General features: G+C 58.5%; 22 protein-coding genes and 4 pseudogenes. 12 read left to right on the top strand and 14 right to left on the bottom strand.

Annotation, left to right across the window (positions count from 1 at the left end; genetic code table 11):
• Positions 1 to 239: 239 nt before the first annotated feature.
• Positions 240 to 1,481, bottom strand: a complete 1,242-nt coding sequence (locus tag RJT37_RS19630; RefSeq protein ID WP_313690610.1) for a tyrosine-type recombinase/integrase — start codon at positions 1,479 to 1,481, stop codon at positions 240 to 242.
• A gap of 460 nt (positions 1,482 to 1,941) precedes the next feature.
• Complete coding sequence (locus tag RJT37_RS19625; protein WP_313690608.1) at positions 1,942 to 3,618, bottom strand: transposase; 1,677 nt, start codon at positions 3,616 to 3,618, stop codon at positions 1,942 to 1,944.
• 400 nt (positions 3,619 to 4,018) lie between these two features.
• Between RJT37_RS19625 and RJT37_RS19620 the strand changes: the two genes are divergently transcribed.
• Positions 4,019 to 4,549, top strand: coding sequence for a hypothetical protein (locus RJT37_RS19620; protein WP_313690525.1), 531 nt, complete (start codon positions 4,019 to 4,021; stop codon positions 4,547 to 4,549).
• A 115-nt stretch (positions 4,550 to 4,664) separates the two neighbouring features.
• Here the strand turns inward: RJT37_RS19620 and RJT37_RS19615 are convergent, their stop codons facing one another.
• The 3 genes from RJT37_RS19615 to RJT37_RS19605 form a co-directional block, all read right to left on the bottom strand.
• Positions 4,665 to 5,147, bottom strand: coding sequence for a hypothetical protein (locus RJT37_RS19615; RefSeq protein WP_313690523.1), 483 nt, complete (start codon positions 5,145 to 5,147; stop codon positions 4,665 to 4,667).
• A gap of 1,241 nt (positions 5,148 to 6,388) precedes the next feature.
• The gene (locus tag RJT37_RS19610) at positions 6,389 to 7,012 is read right to left on the bottom strand and encodes a hypothetical protein (RefSeq protein WP_313690607.1); all 624 of its coding nucleotides are present in this window, start codon (positions 7,010 to 7,012) and stop codon (positions 6,389 to 6,391) included.
• A 147-nt stretch (positions 7,013 to 7,159) separates the two neighbouring features.
• The gene (locus RJT37_RS19605; protein ID WP_313690517.1) at positions 7,160 to 7,948 is read right to left on the bottom strand and encodes a hypothetical protein; all 789 of its coding nucleotides are present in this window, start codon (positions 7,946 to 7,948) and stop codon (positions 7,160 to 7,162) included.
• Positions 7,949 to 8,329: 381 nt separating this feature from the next.
• Here RJT37_RS19605 and RJT37_RS19600 point away from each other — a divergent pair, with 381 nt between their 5' ends.
• A complete protein-coding gene (locus RJT37_RS19600; protein ID WP_313690606.1) occupies positions 8,330 to 8,629 on the top strand; it encodes a DUF8011 family protein in 300 nt (99 codons plus the stop codon).
• 351 nt (positions 8,630 to 8,980) lie between these two features.
• Positions 8,981 to 9,460: pseudogene (locus RJT37_RS19595) on the top strand (IS110 family transposase); the annotation flags it as partial.
• Between the two features lie 6 nt (positions 9,461 to 9,466).
• On the opposite strand, the pseudogene RJT37_RS19590 reads toward RJT37_RS19595, so the two are convergent.
• Positions 9,467 to 10,566, bottom strand: a pseudogene (locus RJT37_RS19590) (IS630 family transposase).
• 42 nt (positions 10,567 to 10,608) lie between these two features.
• Here RJT37_RS19590 and RJT37_RS19585 point away from each other — a divergent pair.
• A pseudogene (locus tag RJT37_RS19585) lies at positions 10,609 to 11,130 on the top strand (IS110 family transposase); the annotation flags it as partial.
• Positions 11,131 to 11,554: 424 nt separating this feature from the next.
• Here the strand turns inward: RJT37_RS19585 and RJT37_RS19580 are convergent.
• From RJT37_RS19580 to RJT37_RS19560, 5 genes are all read right to left on the bottom strand, one after another.
• The gene (locus tag RJT37_RS19580; protein WP_313690605.1) at positions 11,555 to 11,878 is read right to left on the bottom strand and encodes a hypothetical protein; all 324 of its coding nucleotides are present in this window, start codon (positions 11,876 to 11,878) and stop codon (positions 11,555 to 11,557) included.
• 22 nt (positions 11,879 to 11,900) lie between these two features.
• Positions 11,901 to 12,212 carry a hypothetical protein gene (locus tag RJT37_RS19575; protein ID WP_313690603.1) on the bottom strand — a complete coding sequence of 104 codons (312 nt, stop codon included), beginning with the start codon at positions 12,210 to 12,212 and terminating at the stop codon, positions 11,901 to 11,903.
• A 127-nt stretch (positions 12,213 to 12,339) separates the two neighbouring features.
• Entirely contained in the window at positions 12,340 to 12,588 is a 249-nt protein-coding gene (locus tag RJT37_RS19570) for a hypothetical protein (protein ID WP_313690602.1), read from the bottom strand.
• 637 nt (positions 12,589 to 13,225) lie between these two features.
• Positions 13,226 to 13,423 (bottom strand): helix-turn-helix transcriptional regulator, encoded by a 198-nt coding sequence (locus RJT37_RS19565; RefSeq protein ID WP_114586262.1) that lies wholly within the window; start codon positions 13,421 to 13,423, stop codon positions 13,226 to 13,228.
• 5 nt (positions 13,424 to 13,428) lie between these two features.
• Positions 13,429 to 13,815: a DUF2178 domain-containing protein gene (locus RJT37_RS19560; protein WP_313690506.1), complete on the bottom strand. Its 387-nt coding sequence runs from the start codon at positions 13,813 to 13,815 to the stop codon at positions 13,429 to 13,431.
• 423 nt (positions 13,816 to 14,238) lie between these two features.
• Here RJT37_RS19560 and RJT37_RS19555 point away from each other — a divergent pair, with 423 nt between their 5' ends.
• Together RJT37_RS19555 and RJT37_RS19550 are read left to right on the top strand one after the other, a co-directional pair.
• The gene (locus tag RJT37_RS19555; protein WP_049934154.1) at positions 14,239 to 14,448 is read left to right on the top strand and encodes a hypothetical protein; all 210 of its coding nucleotides are present in this window, start codon (positions 14,239 to 14,241) and stop codon (positions 14,446 to 14,448) included.
• 40 nt (positions 14,449 to 14,488) lie between these two features.
• Positions 14,489 to 14,857 (top strand): hypothetical protein, encoded by a 369-nt coding sequence (locus RJT37_RS19550; RefSeq protein ID WP_313690500.1) that lies wholly within the window; start codon positions 14,489 to 14,491, stop codon positions 14,855 to 14,857.
• Positions 14,858 to 14,932: 75 nt separating this feature from the next.
• Here RJT37_RS19550 and RJT37_RS19545 read toward each other — a convergent pair whose 3' ends face one another.
• Together RJT37_RS19545 and RJT37_RS19540 are read right to left on the bottom strand one after the other, a co-directional pair.
• Positions 14,933 to 15,916, bottom strand: a complete 984-nt coding sequence (locus tag RJT37_RS19545; RefSeq protein WP_313690498.1) for a DUF3592 domain-containing protein — start codon at positions 15,914 to 15,916, stop codon at positions 14,933 to 14,935.
• Positions 15,917 to 15,980: 64 nt separating this feature from the next.
• Positions 15,981 to 16,349 carry a hypothetical protein gene (locus RJT37_RS19540; protein WP_313690496.1) on the bottom strand — a complete coding sequence of 123 codons (369 nt, stop codon included), beginning with the start codon at positions 16,347 to 16,349 and terminating at the stop codon, positions 15,981 to 15,983.
• A 213-nt stretch (positions 16,350 to 16,562) separates the two neighbouring features.
• On the opposite strand from RJT37_RS19540, the gene RJT37_RS19535 reads away from it, so the two are divergent.
• The 6 genes from RJT37_RS19535 to RJT37_RS19510 all read left to right on the top strand — a co-directional run bounded on the left by RJT37_RS19535 (position 16,563) and on the right by RJT37_RS19510 (position 21,095).
• Complete coding sequence (locus RJT37_RS19535) at positions 16,563 to 16,961, top strand: hypothetical protein (protein WP_313690494.1); 399 nt, start codon at positions 16,563 to 16,565, stop codon at positions 16,959 to 16,961.
• A 148-nt stretch (positions 16,962 to 17,109) separates the two neighbouring features.
• Positions 17,110 to 17,322 (top strand): hypothetical protein, encoded by a 213-nt coding sequence (locus RJT37_RS19530; RefSeq protein WP_313690491.1) that lies wholly within the window; start codon positions 17,110 to 17,112, stop codon positions 17,320 to 17,322.
• Between the two features lie 71 nt (positions 17,323 to 17,393).
• Entirely contained in the window at positions 17,394 to 18,776 is a 1,383-nt protein-coding gene (locus tag RJT37_RS19525) for a DUF6498-containing protein (RefSeq protein WP_313690600.1), read from the top strand.
• Positions 18,777 to 18,938: 162 nt separating this feature from the next.
• Entirely contained in the window at positions 18,939 to 19,859 is a 921-nt protein-coding gene (locus tag RJT37_RS19520) for a hypothetical protein (RefSeq protein WP_313690599.1), read from the top strand.
• 649 nt (positions 19,860 to 20,508) lie between these two features.
• The gene (locus RJT37_RS19515; protein WP_313690484.1) at positions 20,509 to 20,745 is read left to right on the top strand and encodes a hypothetical protein; all 237 of its coding nucleotides are present in this window, start codon (positions 20,509 to 20,511) and stop codon (positions 20,743 to 20,745) included.
• On the top strand, positions 20,742 to 21,095 hold the full coding sequence (locus tag RJT37_RS19510; RefSeq protein WP_313690482.1) for a type II toxin-antitoxin system PemK/MazF family toxin: 354 nt from the start codon (positions 20,742 to 20,744) through the stop codon (positions 21,093 to 21,095). Before RJT37_RS19515 ends, RJT37_RS19510 begins: the two co-directional genes overlap by 4 nt.
• Positions 21,096 to 21,124: 29 nt before the next feature.
• Here RJT37_RS19510 and RJT37_RS19505 read toward each other — a convergent pair.
• A pseudogene (locus tag RJT37_RS19505) lies at positions 21,125 to 21,495 on the bottom strand (MarR family transcriptional regulator).
• Positions 21,496 to 21,650: the final 155 nt, after the last annotated feature.

Below are 21,650 nucleotides of genomic sequence, written 5' to 3'. Positions count from 1 at the left end.
GCGACAATAATAATGGTAATACCGATTCTAACAGTATATACGGTATTACTATTATTACTACTATTGTCAGTAGTACCGTTATTAGCGATATTACCGTTAAAAAGGCTATTGCTGTTAGTACTATTTGTTACACTATTTCCATTATTCACGGTAACTACATTTTGAACATTCAACATATTAGCACTACTATGACAGACATTAAGATCGCTACCGACTGGGGCACAGTGGATAGATGAGTACTACCCGTCGGAGTCCTGGTCGGGCACATCTTTCTGGCTAGGTCGCTGATTCTGAAACGCCGTCTCAGCCATCTGAGCGCGTTCACTCGCCTCGATATGTGAGTAGTGCTCACGAACAACCTCCTCGGAGTTATCCAGGTGTCGTGCAGCCTCCGTGTACCCGAACTCCCGAACCATCACCTCGCCGGCTCCCCGACGAGCGCCGTGCGGCGCCAGATAGCCGTGTTTGTCGTCATCCAACTCGATGTCTGCGTCCTCTGTGAGTCGCTGCAAAATCCGCCGTGCGCTGTGGGTCGTCAACGCCGGAGGGTCGACATCGTACTCGACACAGAGTTCGATCATCGAGACGTCCCCATCGTTCACCCGCTCGCGATGCAGACTTTCAGCCTCTTTGCGCGTATAGTCCCGCTCAACGAGTTCGTCTTTGAACGTCTCGACAAGGGTGGGATACGACAGCGTCGTGAACACGGGCCAGTCGTCACTCGATGGGTTCAGTACTGACCGGAGGCGTTCGAGTGACGGGATCGCAGACGGTGGGACAGCCCTATCGCTCCATTCACCCTTCTTCCCGAGGACGGTGATTGTGTTGTCCTCGAGGGAAACGTCCGACCACCGGAGACCGTCGCGACCGCGCCGGGCGTCGGCGACATCGCCTAGGACTTCCGCGCCGCGGACGCCCGAGAAGCACAGGAGATAGACGAGCGCCCGGTCGCGACACGCTTTGATCGCCTCGTAGCGGTTCTCACCTACTTCGTCGATGGCTTCGTGTGCCTGTTCGTCGACGTACTCCAGGAGTGCCGTTCGCTGCTCGGGTGACCACGCCTGTTGGCGCTCGGTCTTCCGTCCGTCGTCTTCTGGAAGTGGCTCTTTCGCCCGTGATTTTAACGCCGGATTTTCGTCGAGATATCCCTCGCGTACTGCCCATCCGCAGAACGCCGAAATGTGGGCGTAATAGTTCTGCTTCGTGCTTTCAGTCCAATCCTGTGTCGCGAGATGGCGAGCGTATTGGCGGATATCCCGGATAGTCAGCTCCTCGAATGTCGTAGGCGAACGCGGGCGCTCATCTTCGAGGAAAGTGAGAAAGCGGTCGAGTTCGCGTTTTGCATCTCGGCGGTACGTCCCACTCTTTCCTTCCGCTCCTTTGCCCTTGTCCGTGAGGTAATCCTCGACGACGTCCGCGATCTCGACCGGCCGATCATCCTGGCCGTCCGTGTGGCCCTGGCCGTTCCCAGAAGAACTCATCTCACTCACCGCCTCCGTGGAACCGTGCTTCGAGGGCTATCTGGGCGGGAATACCTGGGATGTCGGGTGGAGTCATGGGATTCGCTTTGGTAGACGGCGGCCACCTGCTTGAAAGTACGTACTCTTATCGACCTAAGAGTACTCACTCGACTCTCGAAACCGTGACTCGGTAAACACACGATACAGAGCCTCTAACGCAGAAATACTGTGTTTTAGGGATTCAGATTTAGTTAATAAATCGTATGATGCTATATCGAAAATTCTAGGTTGGAAGTTGAGACTACAGTGGGTTTAGCGGGGCTGTGATGCATGGTTTCGGGCGAATTTTCGAGGCGAAGCTGCTTCGGATCTACTCTCGATAGTCTTCTCATGTCGTACTACTAACTAGACCGGTGAATTTCCAAGATACCCGGCAGCGTTGCCACTCAGGAATCCGTATTGTCCCGGACAGAGTCTCTCTCTATCCGATTCCGGTCTCCTTCTTCAGCAGCGTGAGCGTATTGTCGGCCGTCACAATGGGTGAGTGTTCGTACTCACCCGTCAACTCGACTTGGACGAGCAAATCGACCGCTCGCCAAATCGAGTACAAAAGACACGCGAATGCGAAGTAGAAGAATCGGAGCTCGAAATTCTTCGACGTCGTCGCCGCCATGAACCGCTTTATCGACCTGTAGCCGCTCTCGATCTCCCATCGATACCCGTACTCAGTAAGGTGCCCACTCCCGCAATTCGTCATGAACACCGAGTACTGTCGGTGGTCGTCGTACTCGGAGTCTTCTTTCCGGCGGTAGATCAGCGTCGTCTCGTGCCATTCGTTCTTGCCGAGGTGGAGCTTCCGGTCGGTCTCGTAGCGGTCTTGATCACGTCGAAGCAATCGCTTGGCCTGGGCTTTCTCGCTGGTCTGCATCCGCTTCGGAACGACGTAGGAGTGCCCGCGCTGGCTGATCATCTCCAGGACGTGCTGGCTATCGAACTCCCGGTCCATCAGCACGTTATCGACGTGAACGAGCTCTTCAGCCGAATCCAGCAAATCCTCGACGATTTCCAGTCGTGCCTCGCCCTTCCGGACGGGGCGCGCGTCCAGCACAATCGGGACAGCATTCCCGACCAACTGCACCGTCGCCCACTGATAGGCATACTCGTCGGTCTTCTCCTTCGTCCCGATGATTTCGTCTTCGTGCCCCGTTCTATCGCCGGTGAACGGATCAGCTTCGGTAATGTCGATCGCGACGATCCCGGCTCGAAAGAACTGCTCTGTCTCCGCAACTTCGTTCAGGAGCCGAGTGACGGCCTGCTGGTACATCGCTCGAACCTGTTCAATCGAGAGGTCTCGAATCTGCTCGCGATGGGCGTGGCCCAGCGGCGTCCGATCCCGAGTCGACTCGTAGAGGAAACTGCGAGCCCCTTCGTTCGCAGCCAGCCGGTCGCGAAGTCCGAGGTACGTCTGTAAGTCCCAGTAGGCGTTCTCGTGGATTGCACATCCGTCGCCACGATTTAGTGAGAACGCCGGGAAAACGACGCGGCTGACGTGATCGGTGATCGTTGCCGCCTCGTTGAGGATAGCTTGATCGTCTGGGTCTGATTCGTCCTCTTCGTCACCGTGAGATGGAAGCTGTCGCTCTGGCTCGCGTGGGACTGCGACATCCGCGTTCTGGGCTTTGATGAGGATGGTCCGCGCAGCTGTCTCGACTGTACTGCGAAGCTCGGCAGTGAACCGTTCGTTCCAACTGCGCCACAGCGTCGACTGGTTCGGGACATTTTCTAAGCCCAACTGTTCGCAGAGTGCTGGGTGGCATTCGAGATACTCGATCAGCGCTGTTTCGTGATCCCACCCATGGCATTCTTTCAAGATGAAGACGCGAAAGAGGGTATCCATCCCGTAGCGAGTCGACCCCGCGTAGCGGTCATGTGCGTCGAATTCGAAATACGCCAGCGGAAGTGCGCAGATGAAGTTCTCGACCGATTCGTGGTGGTCGTGTCTGAACCAGGTCTGCGAGACTATCCGAATATCTGATTCCAAGCCGTCAAGCGAGTTTCGCTCGTACAGCGGCGTCGCATCGTACACTGGCCAATCAGCATATGGGCGGTTGGCAATCCGTTGAAAAACACTCCGGCGAGACTCACGAGTTGGTGCCACTACGAGACGCTGAACACGACTCGCTCAAAAACGCCGCTCTCTCGATGGGTTGTACTGATCGATTGGCTCGCCCCTCCTGTTCGCGACATCTGGTTCTGTATCGCCCGACTCGTCGTCAAGGACGGATTTCAGGATAGCGTAGAAGTGCCAATCGCCGCCGTAGTGGTAGAGGTAACGGATCCGATCGCACTGCTCGAGGCTCGGCCGTCGACCCCACCAATTGTTACCGCGCCTGTATTCTCGAGACGGCGGTGCGAAAATCCTGAATCAGCTCCAAGTGACTGGTCGTATGGAAACGAGCTGCACGGCACAGGTAACCGTCGTTACACACGCGACGACCGCTACCCGCCTCCCAGCAACCCGACTCGATTTTTTTACCATCTCCATCAAATAAGACGGTGTGGCACCGACCACGCACTACGAGGAAGTTCAATACTTCCGACAGCCGTGGCTGTGGGCACTCCTGACTATCAGCGGCGTCCCCGCCGCACTGTTGGGTAGCGTTAGCATTCTCAGCGAGGCCGATGCGGGAACAAACGTCCAGATGTGGATCGGACTCGTTCTCGCCCTCGTGTTCGGCCCATTCGTCCTGTTGTACCGTGCGAACCTGCGAATCGAAGCCCGCGACAACGACCTGATGTTGCGTCTATGGCCGTTCCACCTCAGAGCGCGAACGATTCCCTACAAGGAAATGGATTCGATCACCATCACCGAAATATCTCCGATTACCGACTTCGGTGGTGTCGGCGTGCGATTCCAGCCCTCGTTCTATCGCTGGGGCATTCGATTTGACGGCCCTGTCGGCTACATCGTCGACGGGCAGCAGGCGATCCGGATCGAGCGGGCTGGTGAGAAGTCACTCGTCGTAACCTCGATCGATCCCGACACGCTCGTCCGAACCGTCGAACGAGTCGGCAGAATCGGTGGTTGAATATCGGGGGAGTCTGTTTCGGATCGATCCTGTCCACCACGATTCCGTTCACTTCCTGTCACGGGGTCGTATGCTCGGACATCCCTGATCCATCTTGAAGTCTGAACCGGCGGTGTCAGGTCGGTAACGCGAAAAACAGCGCGGCAATAAAGAGGACGAGCGCTGCTCCGATGAGCGTTACAATGTACATCCCAGCAGCGACTCCGAGGCCAGCGATAGTCCGAGGCGTCAACCACTGCTCAACCGACCGTTGCCAACAATACAGACGAACACCTATGATTCCGAGTCCCCACACGATTATCGGGTATGCTATAAGCACCGCGATAAGTCGAAGTTCTCGAAACTGCGGATCGCTCTGCGTGGACCCGATATGAAGCACCTGCCAGCCAACAACGATGGCGACCCCCTGACCGAGTGCGATCACACCGACCAATAGCAAATAGTTCACCGGGAATCGATCAGTCGGCCAGCTATCGAGTCGGGCACGAAAGTCCGACACCGTGAGTGATGGGAGACATCCGAGGGCAACAACACCGATGACTGCCAGATACTGCAACAGCGTCGTCGCGAGCTCTCCGATGGACGAATACGGAATCATAGTGCTTGTGAGCGTTGGCTACTGTATATTCTTGTTTTTGACTTAATGAGTGATTGAATCCATACTGTGGATAACCACCATACGTGGTCGCTACAGGCTAGCGGTTTGCTGGTTCGAACGTTTTCAGGCGAGCGCTGCGTGATGTTTGTATTCGTCACGCACTGGCGGATTCCTTCGCGGATGGCTCTTCGTCACGAAGTCATAGAGCGGTTAGTGGATCCTGATCGGTTCCATCTTGGTTTTTGAAGCTGTCCACGGGTGCCTCACGGGACACTCCGTGTCACAGTTCTATGGAGTTCACGACTCTTCATCTCCTGTAGTTCAACAAAGCCCAGACTACGAACGTGGTCAAGAAACAGAGGATTGCTCCGTCTTGTGGTGACAGCGCTACCGCACCGACGGCGAACGAGCCAATCATCCAGAGGGTGACGAGCAGTCCGTTAGATTCCATACGGGGTCTCTGTTCGCCGACCTGTATGTATCCCCCCGAACGATTTCAGTAGCCGCAACGGACTGCGGATATAGATCAACGGTACTGCAGCGCAAGTATCAACAAAACGGCCATCCCGCCGACAACGAGCATCGCGACAAGGATACGACTCGAGAGAGTGCTCATTTTTTCGTCGGGGATCGCTTCCGGTTCAGAAGTACCCCGAGAGTACTCCACCGCCGAAGAATGCTAACGTGACTGCGGAAATACCCACAGCCAGCGATACGGTCCTTGATTCGATAAGAGCAGTCTACCTTATTCAGAGACTCATGAGCAGCATCGATAACCCAACGCCTGAGCGGTGCTGCATATCCTCGGTCGTTCAGCGGTCTTTATAAATCGGTGGCGCCAAGAAGTGAGTGGGAGAGAAATCCCGTAGCGTGACATACAACTACCGATTGATTGTGACAGGTCATCGATATAATTTCGGACGCATCATCGGTGATCGGGTGTCGGACGCAAGTGAGGTGCTATTTTCGGTGGTTGTATCCGAATCCGTCCCTCTCCGCGGCGTGGCATGTGGGTACAGTCCTGCAGGCTTCATCTTTCCCGACCGGTGAGGCGGTCACGGTCGCTCGGTCGCAGGGGAACGCGTTATCAGGACAGACGCACGGTGTAGGCCGCGCCTGAACTGGCGCTCGTATCATTTGTCGACGACCTTTCCTGTACTAACCTGCACCTACCAACCCGCCACTACCAGCTCAAATCGATTTTAAACACTCAGAACGCAACAGCAGAGAGCAATGGTAAGTCAGGACCGAAGCGGATTCGACAGATCAAAACGCCGTAGGAGGAGTTCACCACCGGTCGCGACGACCAGAACACCGAGACACGGTGGTAGCAGTCCAACGACCCACACAAGAAGGGCAAACAGCCCGCCAGACTCACCGCCCACCAAGAGAACAAACTCGCCGAGAACCCACGTCACGCCGAACAACCAGACGAGCGGCGTCCACGTTTCGTGGCTGACCAACAGGTACACCGGAAGAACGAATTGACCCGCGATTACGATTGCAAACCCGACCAGTACGGGGGCGACGAGGGGTGCATCTCCGACCGGATCGAACGCGAACCGCCAGAACACCAGCCGAACCCCTGCCCACAGACCGAGTACGGTTGTCGCGTATGTCGCTCCACTGCCGACTAGCAGTTGACGTCTCGTCGAGAACCGCCGACCAACGACCGCTAAAGCAACAGCCCCAACCGCAACCACCACTGCGACGCCCGTCGTCAGCGTCGGATCGAACGCGTGACGTGGCGTGAGCTGTCCCAGAACTGACCCGTTCCACGCGGGTATCTCCGGACACAGTGTCGCGTCCGTTCCCATCATCTGGAGTTGCCACAGGAGTAGTGAACCACTCGTCTCTGTGTCCAACGAGTGAATTCGATCGATAAATTCAACGGCTGGTGACTCATCAGGTCAGATTACAGTCCGAACGTCTCGTGCAAGATGGAACGCGCATATTCATCGGATCACACAGACGCAAGGCGGAAGCCCACGACTTCACTCGTGGGTAACTGACTATCCCACCGTTGCCACTATCTCGCGGACGACGGGTGTCAGAATAAGTATTGCAAAAGCGCCTAAAATTACCCCGAATAGCAACAGAAACCCTCCCCGACCGGCTTTCCTCAACGCGGTGTTTCCTGAATCGTCGTTCATCACCGTCAGGTGAGCTTCCTCGGACATCATAACTGCATCTGCATCTGTGACCGCTTCCGCTGGTACTGGGGTAGCTTTCCCAACAACCGTGATTTTCTCGCCAACGCCGATCGTTCCTTCACTCACCTCGATGGGTTTCGTGGTGTCGCCCAAGACCGATGTGTATACTGATGGTTCCACCTCCAGCCTGTCATCGGCAAGTTTTTGCTCGATTGACTTTTTTGTACTTGGTGTTTTCGTCGTAGTATTCAGCGACAAGCTCTCTTTGTCGGGATCAACGAGGATGTCAGTGACTCCATCAGAAATAATGAATGATTTATACTTGGTTGCAGAGTTAATCCGTGTCCGACCGCTATCCTGTACTACTTTGCGGATATCGTACTCGTAAGCGACGCACTCATCACCTAGTATCGGTGACACAAAACCATCGTCAGGCTGGGCTGGACGAACGCGACCCTGGATTTGAACCAATTCACCGGCTCCGATAGCCTCATCGATTGGCATTGAATCCGTGGCTACTATCCCCCACCAATCCTGTATCGCTTTGACCCCGCTGGTCGTCGCGTACAATGCTGCCCAAGCCGCTACGGTTCCAGCCAACAGCTTAGGCAAAAATCCATCAACAGTCAGTACAGCCTCCCCAGACAACGATATAAACGCAAGAAAATGTCCCACAAACATGTTCCATACTTCTGTACCCAGCCAAATGGACATATCGATTGGGCACTTATTCGGTTGTCACCTGTTCTAACCACTGACCGAACAGCGGGCAATATTCCTCGGACACCGGTGTGAACGCCTGCAGTGTAAGTACTCGGAATCCTGAGCCAGGTGATTACTAACTAAGTTCTCCGTGTCGGTTACAACGGTACTGACAGGAAACATATACAATTGTTGCCCCCATGCGAGATAGATAGCGCGTATCGGTCAGCGCCATCGGCACCGTTCGCTCGGCACAGGTATGAAGATTCCAGCAACAGGTGGGCGAACGCAGTGCATATTTATCCCACGCGGGTAATCACACGCTCGATGCCCTCCATCATCGACCAAACGCTGTTTAGCGAGCCCTCTGGTCGTCCCCTTGGACTGGTGTTCCTCTGTGGCGCACTCCTGCTGGCCGGGCAGCAGGGGTACTACGTCATTGTAGAAGGGGCAACACCGTTCTACGCTACACTGTTTATCAGCGTCGGGATGGCCCTCTCCGGCATTGCCGAGTCCCTGCCGAAACCCCGCCGACGGGAAGCTGGTGTCCTGCGACTCACGGCGCTTGCCGTACTGGTGAGTCTCCTCGTGACCATCTTCCTAGCACCCGACCTCATCACTGCGTGAGAGACGGAAGGTCTTCGAGCCCACCGACGTTCTGAGAGCGCTGTTCTCACGAGTACCCTGCTGCATACACCCTCTGTATCGGTCACACCGCTACTGACAGAAATCGAGTAGTTCGTCGAGGCCGTGCTGACTCGATGGAAATTCTGCTATCCCAGCGGAGCGTGAATCAACTATGGGACGCAAGAGACCGAGCTGTATGCCGTGCCGCAGAGCACGTGGTGCTGACTGGTCCGAGTGCGAAAGAAGCCGAGTTATGGGCGTGACAGCCCGGATGCCGCGGCGCGCGGCATCCGGGAAAGCCCGCATAGGTGCAGTTCTGATTCACGCACCGGCGTTCCAGAGTGACAACCCATGTACCTTGGAATTGACCTCCACAAGCGGTACGCACAGGTGGCAGTAATCGACGGCGACGGCGAACTCGTCGAAGAGGTTCGCGTCGAGAACGCGAACCTCGACGACCTCGCTCGAAGCTACGCTGGTTCCCGTGCGGTGATCGAGGCGACCAGCAATTACTACAACGTCTACGATACTCTCGCGGAGTACTTGGACGTGACCGTCGCTCATCCGGGCAAACTGACGCTCATCGCTCAGTCGGACAAGAAGACTGATCGCGTCGATGCCAAAGAACTCGCGCGACTGCTTCGGCTCAACTCCGTTCCGGAGAGTTACGTTCCCACCGACGAGATCAGGGAAGCCCGCGCACTCGTGCGCGGGCGACAGACCCTAATCGAAGACCGGACCAAGTTCGCCAACAAGATCCACGGCTTGCTCGCCGACAATGGCATCACCCGGGAGGTGAAGCCACTGAGCGTGAAGGGACGAGAGTTCCTCTACTACTTAAGATAACTTCTGAAAGTCAAGGAACTTCTTGCACCACTTTTTGGCATAGCTAACTCGCTGTGTCACTTTTTCGAACACGTCTTTGACGAGATCGTGAAATTCGTCTTCGTCGGTGACGATGATTGGTGCCATCGTCCACTTCAGCTGTTTCCAGACTTGCTCGATTGGATTGAGATGCGGCGAGCCTGATGGGAGAAAGATGAGGTCAATCCCGAGTTGATGGGCTCGCTTGCGCGTGTGTTCACAGATGTGTGAGCCGTGCTTGTCCAAGACGAGCAGAATCCGCTGCCCCGGATTCTGCTCGCGGACCCGTTCTAACACGGTGCAAATCTGTTCTTTCTCCTCGTTCTCAGTCCAGCGAACCAGGCTTTCACCGTTCAGTGCGTAGAATCCGACCGCCGAGTCCTCGGTTTTGACCAACGGCCGTTCAACGTGTGGGTCATCGACATACCACACTCGCCGCGAATTATCGTACGGCTGCGGTTGTGACGCATCGAAAAATCCGACGACTGTCCCGCCATCTGTACAGATATCGTCATCAACTACCCAACCATCTTCCTCATCATCTTCCTGTTTGTTGTGAGGTTCATCGTCATCGGTCTCGACGAGCGCGTCAGCGACGCGCTCGTCGAGGATCTCCTCCGGATTGTCTGGCCGGTTCGGTCGCTTCGGCCGCGGTTTCGCGTACGATAGACCGAGATTCCGCAGGAACTGACCGAGGTAATTCGGACTGTACTCGACGCCGAACTCCTCGTTAAGAAGATGCTGAATCTCCTGTGATTTCCAAGGTTGCCCCTCACGAAGTAATTCGAGCAGCTCCTCCTGTTCATCCTCGTCGAGTTTCGGGGCCGACCGCCCCCGAAACTCGGCATCAACTCCTCCAGTCCACCCTCGTTCCAGGCTTCTGCCCAGCGATCACCTGTGGCCGCCGACCGGCCTTCGCGGTCGGCGGCCTCCGGGATCGAGTCACCCTGATAGAGGTTCTTCACAAAGCCGAGACGCCGAAGCCGATGCTCGTCTTTCGCATCTCGCAGCAACTCATCAATTTCTTCCTCGGAGAGGTGATGCGTGATCTCTTTCCGACGCGAACGTTCCATTACGCAAGCGTCAACCTTAGGTCACAAAAGTTTTCTTACTCATTACAGGAACTCTCGCTCCCGTCACCGTGGGACGCGTTGTTGGAGTCGTACCTCGACGTGATCAAGACGCTGACCGAGAAAATATCACAGCTCGAAGCGGCGATTGAGGAGCGCGCTGGGTCTCTGACCGAGACCCAGCTGCTGATGACCATCCCTGGTGTCAGCTACTACTCCGCGTTGCTGATTTACGCGGAACTGGGTGAGGTCGGTCGGTTCGACAGCCACAAGGAGGTTGTGAGTTACATGGGGCTGAACCCGACGATCCGCGAGTCGGGCGACTCGCGGATCGAGGGTGGTATCTCGAAGCGTGGATCTGGACGGGTCCGGTGGATCCTGGTTCAGAGTGCGTACACAGCGGTGTACACCTGTGACGACGAGTATCTGAGCCGGTTCTTCCACCGGTTGAATAACCGTATGAATTCGAAGAAGGCGATCGTCGCGACAGCACGAAAACTGCTCGTGTCGATGTACTACATGCTCAACCGAGAGGAGGTGTACGATCCGCCCGGCGTGAGTAGCTGAGGACCTGAGGGCCGCCGAGCGGGCGGCCCTCAGCGGCCGGTCGGTGCCAGCGGGAGCGACAGCTCTCTCTAATCACGTTTCCCGCCTGGCGGGTGAACAGCCAGCCATCACCTCGCTGTCTGCCAGTTTTACGATCCCGTCACAGAAGTTGTCGACGTGGTGCAAATCATTATTGTGTCAGCCGTTGTTTGTTCGGCCAGCAGAATTTCCATAGGTGCAAACAGTGCGACGATCGCGAATAGAACGGCGACGACGACGATTTCGCTCAAATAGATGAATATCATCTCAACGACATCCCACTCGAAACATAGGATCCCGATAGTGAGCAGTAGATGCATACCAATCGGCGAAAGGTAACCCGGAGGGATCCCGAGCCGTTCAGCGATCCCTGTTTCAGCCCTCCGCAACATCGCTGGTCTGTCGTTCAGATAGCGGCGCCGTACTGTTCGTTTCGCTCGACGACGGCGTACCCTTGAGCTTCGAGCGCTTCGTCCCGGTACCGGTTCGCGACGATTCGCTGGGGAACCCGCCGCAGGCCGAATCGCCGATCCGCCGTGTACTCGTACTCAACGACGGTCCCGTCGTCCCGGGTGTCGACGGTGACGACGTACGTCGACCACGGCTGGCCGTCCACCGTGACTTCCAACTCGATCCGACGGCTGCCATCCGGCGTCCGATCCGTCCGGGTATCGACGGTCACCTCGACCGACCGCAGGCCGAAGAGATACGAGAGCCGGTACGTGACCACTTCATCTCCAGTACGGATCTCGTCAGCGATACCCCACTGAAACACGAGGATCGGTGGTGTCGGCCCAGTGAACGACTCGGCGACGGACTCGGCGTCCTCGTCGGTTCTGAAGACGGACGGTCCCGCGTGATTCGATGATCGGGGCACGCGCGACGATGATCAGCAGTCCCCCGACGACGACTGCGGGTGCCAGCGACGTCGCGATGAACGTACCGAGGAACCCAGCCACGGCGAGCACGACGATCAGCGCACTCAGCGGTCGTTCACGTCTGAGATATCGCTGCGCGGCGGCGCGTGCCTCCCGTGGCCGGTCGACAGTTCGTGTGGAGGGCATCGCGAGAACGTTATGCCGATAGTCAATTAGTAGTGCTGATGGAACGGAGCCGACGTAATGGTATACCAGACACGGGAGCGATGACTCTCCCTCGCAGGGAGGCCGTACCGACCAATACGGGAATCGTTCAGAATCCGCGCTCCGCAAACGCCGTCCGTGCCCGTTCGTATGCCGTCTCACCGCTACTCGTGTAGAGCGACGGGAGATTCACGCGACGCCGATAGGTCGTTTCTCCCTCGGTGTACGTGATAATAAGCCGGGGGCGTGTCAGTCCTTTCTGGCCATCCGTTGCAGAGACCTCCTCGATCGTGTCGAGTCGAATCCGATCCGGCGATCGGAATCCACGCACGCGATCCACCAGCCAGAGCACGATCATCAGACCAGCCACGATACCTGAAGTAAGAAATCGCCACCGCGGACCGCGCTGACGGTCCACCAGAGTCCGATTGGAAGTGCAAGTATGTATCCGACAAAGATTCCGTTGTGCCACCACGTCCCACTCTGCCAATATTCTTGATAGAGCGACTGAATGTAGCCGGAAAGCGACTCGTCGAAGTGCACACAATCCTCGGAGAAGCATGCTGTGCCGCGTTTTGTCGGAAACGACTCGATGGAGGACATACGAGGCTCTCTTGATTACTCCGAACGGTCCGCGTAAAGTTGCATCACTCCGCATTCCGGGCAGAGGAGTGCGGAGAGCGGAAGTCGATGCCCGACACCGAGTCGGTCGAGCATACCACCGTCTCTTTCAGTTCCAATATAGAGGCCTCTGGCCCCGTCAGCAGTTACGTTCGTCCGCTCCATTTGGACGTTGCAATTCGGACAATAGCCTGCTCCCATTAGCGTCATACTGGGATATGCTATCGATCCGTAAAAAGATTCGAGCGCTGTTCCGGAGGTCGAAACGCTGTTCTCGGCCCTTTTTTCGACGAATTCAGGCGTTATCTCCCGCATGGCGATCCAGCCACGAGCTGATACAGTTCCCCCGACGGTGCCGAACAAAACGGAAGTTCTCACTCCGTTTCAGGGTGGAAGATGTCCTCGATATCGCAGTCGAAAAACTCCGCGAGCGCAAACGCCAGTTCCAAACTCGGGTCGTACCGCCCTCGCTCGATGGCGTTAATCGTCTGTCGGGTCACGTTCACGGCATCGGCGAGTTCTTTCTGTGTCACGTCCACTCTCGCTCGCCGGACTTTGAGATCGTTTTCCACGAGTCTCACACCGACTGTCGTCTACACCACTCGTACAGTCCGAAGCGAGTGGCAACCATACCCAAGATCAAGATTACGAGACCCTCTTTGGCCGTCACTGGTACGCTTTCTGCCTCGACGATGAGGAACAAAATCATTCCGAAGGCGAGGGAGACTCTGAATGCAATCTCACCCGAACGGTACGCAAGGTGTTCGATCCGCTCGTCAATTCTGACCTCGTCCGCTCGCTCTCGTTGTCGTCGGTACCAGGCCACGCCCCCGCCGAAGGTGGCCACGCCGGCGACAACTGCGCCAGTTTCAATCACGAGGCTGTCCGTGGCGCCTAACCCGATGCTCGCCAGCAGTACGCCGAGCAGTGCGGTGAGTATCGGAATGATTCGCTGGAGCCCCATCACGAGTGGATGTAAAATGTTCTTTCCATTTAGTCGTTGTCCCATTACGTACGGGCTTCGTCGATCTCTGCTCATAGATCGGCACCACGCTGGTTGCCGCGTTCCGCTTCACTACCTGCGGTGGGCTCTACGTACCGCGTTTTGACGCTGTGACAAGACAGATGACGAAAAGCGGCCGCAGTCGCAGTGTCGATCCGTGAGGTCCCCGGCCCGAGATTCGTCTCTCGTGTGGAAACGAGCATCCATACTTATCAATCGCCCACCCGGATTTCGAATATGCCCATCCCGATCGATAATTCCCTCCCTCCTGGTGAATCGAAAGCACGGATTGCTGCCGCATTCGTCACGACTGGCCTGTCACAGTGGTTCGGCGCTCGATACGCTCGCGGCTCAGCCATCGGTGCCCGAACGGGTCGCTGACCGATGGGGGCTGACGACTGGACCGCCGTCGGCAACTGGTCGGAGACGTTATCACGGGAGCAGCAATCCCTGGTTCACGGGGCGCTCTGGTTCGCCGTCGTTTCGCTGACTGCGTTTCTGCTCACCGAGAGAGCTAGTATCGAAGCACTCTCTGTTGGAGCGATAAGTGGTGTCCTGTACGCAGGGGTGGTGTACGTATGGAACCCGTACTGAATGGAGTCGGCCGACGTGTCGAGCCGCCTACCTTCGTACTATGACCGATCGGGCCCCCGAGGTAGCACTCCCCGTCGCCGGACTGTTCGGAGTGGTGAGTGGTGCCGTCGTCTATCAGTTCCTCCTTCCGGATTGGTTCCCCGCGCTCGCCACGGCAGCGACCTACGCCGGGGCGGCGTATTTCTACCTCGCGTTCGACATCCCCCTTCTCGGGACGCACGTCGAGTTCACCGACCGTGAGCATAAATTCGGCTATGCAGTCGGTCTATTCGGAGTCAGCGTCGGGCCGTTGGCGGTCAGCGAATACGCCGGGCTGTCGAACTCGGGGGTGCTCGGCGTCGTCGTGTGGCAACTCGGGCTGCTCGCGTTCTTGCTCCTGTCGGCGACCGCTGCTCACAGGGCGTCCTGAATCGACGGGGTCACACCGTTCGGATGACTGTTCGATCCGGCTCGGATCCACGGGAGACGGCCGCCCAGATGCGTCTCAGCTCGCCGTGTAGAGGAGTTGTACGAGGACGGCGGTCATCCCGATGGCGATCAGGAACGCCCAGCCGGTCACGCGGACGCGCCGTCCGTACTCGGGTAACTCGTCGCTCTCCGTCCCGAGTATCGTGACGAGCCGACTCGGACGTCTGAACGGACTCGGCGGCCGCGGTTCGGGGAGCCGCCGCCGGAGCCGCCGGTACCGACTGAACGACTGGACGCCGTACAGACACAACGAGAGGATCATGCCGATCCAGAAGGCGGCCGCCGCGAGCAGCGGGAGGCCGACCGGTCCGAGGAGGTCGGCCTCGACCGATCGTGCCGACCCCTCGCTCAGGCTCAGGATGCCGAACGCCAACCCGACCATCGAGAGCCAGAACGCCACGAAGCAGACGAGGAGTGCCCGTTTCGACAGCCGACGGAGCCTTTCGTCGTTGCGTTCGACCCACGTTCGGGACGGCGGCGACCGCACCTCGCGCTCCGGACGGAGTTCGTGCTGCCCCGGATGCTTCGATCCCAGTCCGGCGAGTACGACGATACACAGCAGGACGCCCCCGATGGCAACCGCTCGCGCCGGCCACGGGGTCCGCTCCCTGATCAGGAACGCGTTGCTCGGCTCCGATGGCGGCACGTATGCCCGAACCGTCGTCCCCGGCTCGTACGACCGAACGACCGACTGCGCGTTCGACCGGTCCGAGTAGGTTCGGATCGTCGGCCCGGGGAACACCTGCTCGCTCGTGTACGTCTCGCCTTGATACTCGTACGTGTACTCGATCTCCGGTTCGTAATCGATTCCTCTGCCGGCGTCGAGTCGCTCCACGCGTGCGTTATCGACCGTCCCTTGGACGGCGACGGCGTCGCCGACTGCCTGTCCCTGCTGGACGTAGCTGTACCCGCCGGCCCCGACGAGGGCGACCGCCAGAACCAGCAGGTAGACGCCCTTTCGTGAGAGGTGGAGGGTGGTGAGTCCCACGGGGAGTTCCATCTCGGTCGCGAGTATGGCAATCCAACAGTATGAGAGTGATGTCTGCCGCACGCATATCCGATCCTCAATCTAACATCCGAGCGGCAGCCTCGCCCGCGAGTGCCGTCAGGGTAAACGCCGCCGCAGCATCGAGGAAACTCCCGTCCGATCCGGACACGACGATCAACAACCCGACGTAGGTGACGAAGGTAGCGGTACACGCGGCGCCCGTGCGGACGGCCGCGGAGGCGAACCGTGTCCCCAACAGGCCGTGTGACGTGAGCGTCGTCGGCGTCGAGACGCCGAGGACGATCAGTCCGAAGAACGCGGCGACGCCCGCACTGACGCGGAGTTGGATCGCGTACGCGCCGACGACCGAGAGGACGATGGCGACGGTGATACCTACATTCTCCGGCGTGAGGAGTCGGGTTCGAACGTCGCGGATGGAGGGCACGTTCCGGGCTTCGTATGACGCAGTATAAACCCTGTGCGGTGCGGGTCGCCATCGTACGGTTCGGTCCGGATTCGTCGCTGTCACTGGGCATCCCACGCGTCATCGCTCCCGTGCGCTCACGCCGACGGATCGGACGGTCGGGTCGCGAGGTCGCGAGCAGTTCCGCGTGACGAACCGTAACGGAATTTTGCATTGACACCTCGGATTCGGTAGATGTCCAGATTTGGATGGCTCCGGACCGCCAGTCGTGGCCTCGCCGTCGCCGCGCTCGCTGTGCTCATCATCGGGGGCCTCGTTACCGACGGTCGGGTACGGACGACGGCGTTCGCGCTCGTCGCGGTGTGGCTCCTCCTCGGTTTCGTCGTGGTGGGCCTCGATCACGCACACGAAGCGGGGCGTCTCCCACACCACCTCACGTTTGCCGCCGTCTTCGTCGCGGGATGCGTCGGCGGGAGCCTCCTGTGGGAGACGACGACCGGCATACTGCCGGACCCCATCGCCGCCGGCATCGGCGTCGGCGTGTGGGTGGGGGGCTCTTGGGCCGGGAGCAAACCCGCATATCGTGGCCCGCTCGACCGTGTCCTCGACCGCGTCGGTGGACCGGGCGGATGACGACGCCACGGACGCGACCGCGGGAGGCTATCGACTGCGTGATCGTCGTCGATGTGTCCACGGAGCTGTAGGGGCGGAAGCTACGACCGTCGCCGTGAGAGAGATCCGACACGGGTATTCTTGAGGACTGCTCCGATACGTTACGACGGTGCCATCACACGTGCCCGCCGAGACGTCCCGAGCGGACTGGACGAGCCCGGACTACGTTGCGACCGTCGTCGGGGTCCTCGCCGTCGGCGCGCTCGTGTTCGTCGCCGCGCTCACTCGCTCCAGTCCGACGGTCGACGACGTGACGTTCGTGGTCTTGAGTATCACTATTCCAGTGACCCTCGCCTACGAACTCGCCCGGCGCTGGCGATGAGCGTCGGCCGTTCGTCCACGCCGGTATGAAACGCTGCAAGACCTCGCGTCCACAACTCGGTTGATATATGCGTGTCCACCCACCGACAGAGTGGCAAAGACATCGTGGGCAGCGTTGCGGCCGTCGCCAATCTCGTTCCGCTGGTCGGCGTCCTGGCCCTCGGCTGGAACGTCTACTCGCTGCTGGTGCTCTACTGGATCGAGGGACTGGTGACGGTGTTGCTGGCTGCAGCGAAGGCGCTGTTCGCCGAACGCGGCTCGCCGGGGCTCCCCGATATCGAGCCGCTCCACGAGCTTCGTGAGAAGCGTGGCGGCTGGCGTCCCCTTTCCCGGCTGCCCGCGGTCTATCCGCGGAACGTTCCGTTCGCGGCGTCGATACTCGGGTTCTGGACCGTCGCCGTCCTCCCGGCGAGCGTCCTCTACTGGCTGGCGGCGACGCCGGTGATACGCCCGTCGCGGTCCCTGCTCGTCGGTGGTGTCGGACTGGTGATCACACAGCTCCACGAGTTCCTGTCCGACTACCTCGCCGGACAGGAGTACGCCGACGTCTCCGCCCAAGAGATCCTGCGTGAACCCCTACAGCTCGGCCTCGTGACTCTCACGTTGGGTCTGCTCGCGAGCGCCGGCGACCGATCCGGTGGACTAGTCCTCCTCACTGGCATCGTCGTCGTCAAGACGACGACCTCGGTCTATCGGATCGTCACTGATCACACGGACCTCCCAGTGCCGTCCGTCCTCGACGGGGCGTTCGACGGAAGCCACGCCGAGCCACGTCCGGATATCGACACCCCGGACGGACCCGTTCGTGGACGGGTATCCGTCGACGCGGCACCCGTCCTGCTCGGCAGCCTCCCGATGATCGCGTTCGGGTTCGCTCACCGGTCCACGTTCGCTATCCTGATCGGGCTGGCGTTCGCCGCACTCACCGGTGGCTGGGTCTGGCTCGTCTTAGGGCTAGTGTTCGTCCTCGTCGTCGCCAGTGTGCGTATCGGGAGCTACTACCTGCGGTACGGGACGATCGAGTATCGCCGGTACGAGGAGCAACTCGTGGCCTACGATACGGCACTCGGAGCCGTCCAGTGGACTGCCCCGGTGGACTCGGCGACGTTCTCGATCCGCAACGCAATCCCGGACCGACTGCTCGACACCGGCACGCTGGAGGTATCCGGGACCGATCCCGACGACCGTGACACTCAACTTGGCCCGGTTGCCGACCTCGGCGCAACGATCGAGAGGCTCGAACTCCCCGTAGCGGACCCCGCTCGCCCCGAGCGTGATTCGGCCGTCATCGCATCTGCCCTGTTGCTCGCACTCTTCTTTCTCGCTGTTCCCGCTGGTCTCGCCCTCAGCCCGAACGTCGACACCGCACAGCTGATCGGACTCGCCATCGGCGTTGGACCGATTTTTTTGCTGCCGGTCGTGCTCATGATCTGGGCGGCGCTCAGGCGAGTCTAGGCGCTGCCTATCGTATTTGCGATCACCCGGACCCATTCCTCGACGGGAACGGAAACATCGATCCGATTGGAATTCGCACTGTCAACTCAGACGGAACCGATCAGGTAGCGAGATTCGAACTGTCGACCCCGAGACGCGAATACGATACCCTATTCCCCGATAATGACGCCCACCGAGACTGACACTGGCGGTCAGGTCGTTACGTGGACGGCGTTCCCGGACCGCTCCACCGACCGATTTCGGCTCGTGGTATTGCATCTCGCTGCCGGTGTTCCCCTGATCATGGGGCTCGCTGTGTTGGTGCTACTCGCAGTTACTCTCGCGAACGGACTCGCCGTAGAAAACGTCGGACCTGCCATCCTCGTGGTCGTTCTCGCACTTATCGGTGGTCCTGCCTCGTTGGTGTATCTTCTGCTCGCAGTCGAGTACGGCTCCAAGCGCGAAGTGCAGAAGCTGATGCCGTCGATTGGGTGGTTTCGCCTTCGCTACATACCGGTTAGCCTGCTCGGTGGTGGTATCCTGTTCTTGTCGTTGGGAATCCAGCCCGGACTCCTGCTCGTGTATCTGATCGGACTCATCGTCTGCAAGACGGCTGTCGACCTTCGGTATACGATCGGTCGGATAGATCCGGACACGGCAAGCCTCCAGCAGGTACGCGGTGCAGCAGCCGCGGAATACGCTGATGACGCGGGGCTGGACACAAGCGACAGGCGGGTGCGGACGTTCGATCTCTCGCCGCTCAAGTGTGTCTACCAGCGACAAATAGACGATTACACCGTCTTCATCCCCCGATATCGGCCCCGAGGACGGTGGGGTCGACCGCTCGTACTCGTCGTCCCGAACGACACCGCCACCGAGGTCAGGAGAGCTCTCGATACCGTGACCCGGACAAGCGACTGGACGTCCGGCACTGGATTGGACCGGGCAGTTCGAATCGTCCTCGGGGGTCTCGGGGTACTCTTTCTCGGAGCGACGGGAGGATTCGCCGTTGTCGGGGGTGACGCTCTGCCCATCGTTGCCTATGTGGTCGCAACTCTCGGGCTGTTGGGGGCGGCAATGGTGTTACTCGCGTTGCGCGGATGAGCGGCCGGAACAGCGTGTTCAGTATATCCTATATTCGGAGAATTAGTGAGCGTGGGTCAGCAGTTTCAACGTAGAACACATACAGCCTCCATGCTGATTACAATCTCTGGGTTCAGAAGCCGTCATCTGACAATCTTCGAGGAAGTTGCTCTGAACGGGCTAAACGTAGGACACGAATCTTGCACGCCGCCTCGTCTGTCACTCGATTTCGGAAAGCGAGTCGTACTCGCTCCAGCACTCACAAATTAAATCGTTGACAGACGTGATTTCGTCGGGTAGGTCGCTGAGTGACATCCCGCCACCTACCCGTTCACACTCATCGGCGTGCACAGAGAAATCCCCACGTGCCTTGACATCCTCCTCCGCGTAAACGCAGAGGAATCGAGCGGTGGGAGTTTCAGGTTCGCAGTCCAATCACCGGACTACCAGCCCTTTCCGGCACGGGTAGTCCCACAACGTTGGACTAGTGGATTGCTTCCCACCGTGTCGGCTTCATCGCCCCCCTAAAGGCGGGTGTGTTCGCGTTTTAATCTCTATAAAATCGGTAGGACGACTCCCTTGGTGTCACCAGGCAGTGATCTGGGCACCCGTAAAAAATGGGTAATGGTGGGTAAGACTGATATAGGCGTGGGCAATAGTGGGTTACAGGATGAAAGTCGACGCCGACAAACTCCAGACGAACGAGACTGACAACCGGGGGCGGGTGTATCTCGGGACTGAGTACGCGAACAAGCGCGTCACAGTGGCTGTCGTCGAGGTCGAGTCCAAGACTCCCGACGAGGAGGAACTAGCCGCTGCGTATCGTGAGGCATCGGAGAGCGCTAGTGAACTTGCCGACGAGTGGGACGGGGCGTCGGACGAGGCGTGGTCGGGACTTGATGAATGAGCGACGACACCGAGATTCGGCGCGGTGATGTCGTTATAGTTCGACTCGATCCTGCCGAGGGCCACGAAATGCGGAAAACACGGCCTGCGGTGGTGGTCCAGAACGATGTCGGGAACAAGAACTCTAATACCACAATCGTCGCACCTGCGACGGGAACGTACCGAGGCTATCCCTTCGAGGTACTCGTGGAAGCGTCTGGCTCACCGTTCGAGAAAGACTCCTCCGTGCGGCTTGATCAGATTCGAGTCGTGTCTGTCGAGAAGCGAATCCATTCGGTGGCTGGCAGTCTCGCCGACTCGACAATGGGCGAGGTCGACGACGCGCTCAAATTGAGTCTCGGACTCGACTGATCCGGAAACGTTTTGCGAAGAGACCAGTGTCACTGTTTATCCTCAACGCTCGGGTGTGACTCGCAGGCGCGTGTTTGCGCCAGGATTCCGTGTCCTCTGTGCCAAGCTGCTCGTTGAACAGTGCAGTCGCCCGTTCGTAGCCGCTGTTTCCGTCGAGTCGCTCGGTGTCGTCGGTCACCGCCCAGTACGTCGCCTTGTGTTCGACCAGACCACGGTCCTTCAACCGTGAGAGCGCAGTGCTGACCGCCCCCTCGTCGACGCCGATTTGGGAAGCTATTTCGCGGGCCTTGAATGCACGGTCGCCGTTAGCGGCGAGAAATCCAAGGACCTGATCTGGGACCGAAAGCTCCGCGAGTTCGTCCTCGGTCGTGTTCTCGAAGGTGTCTCGGTCAATAGACATCGTTGAATGAAGGTACGTTATCCGCTGTAAAGAGTGTTAAGAGTGAAAGCTATGAAAATTTTGAAGAAGAAATCGTTGATCGTACGCGGTTCCAGAACCGTATGCATTGAGACGACCGGTCTCAACTTTTGTTCTGTGGGGAAGTTAGACTACAG

This window comes from Halobellus marinus (assembly GCF_032113415.1).
Taxonomy (GTDB): Archaea; Halobacteriota; Halobacteria; order Halobacteriales; family Haloferacaceae; genus Haloquadratum; species Haloquadratum marinus.
This window is presented reverse-complemented; position numbering and strand designations above follow the sequence as displayed.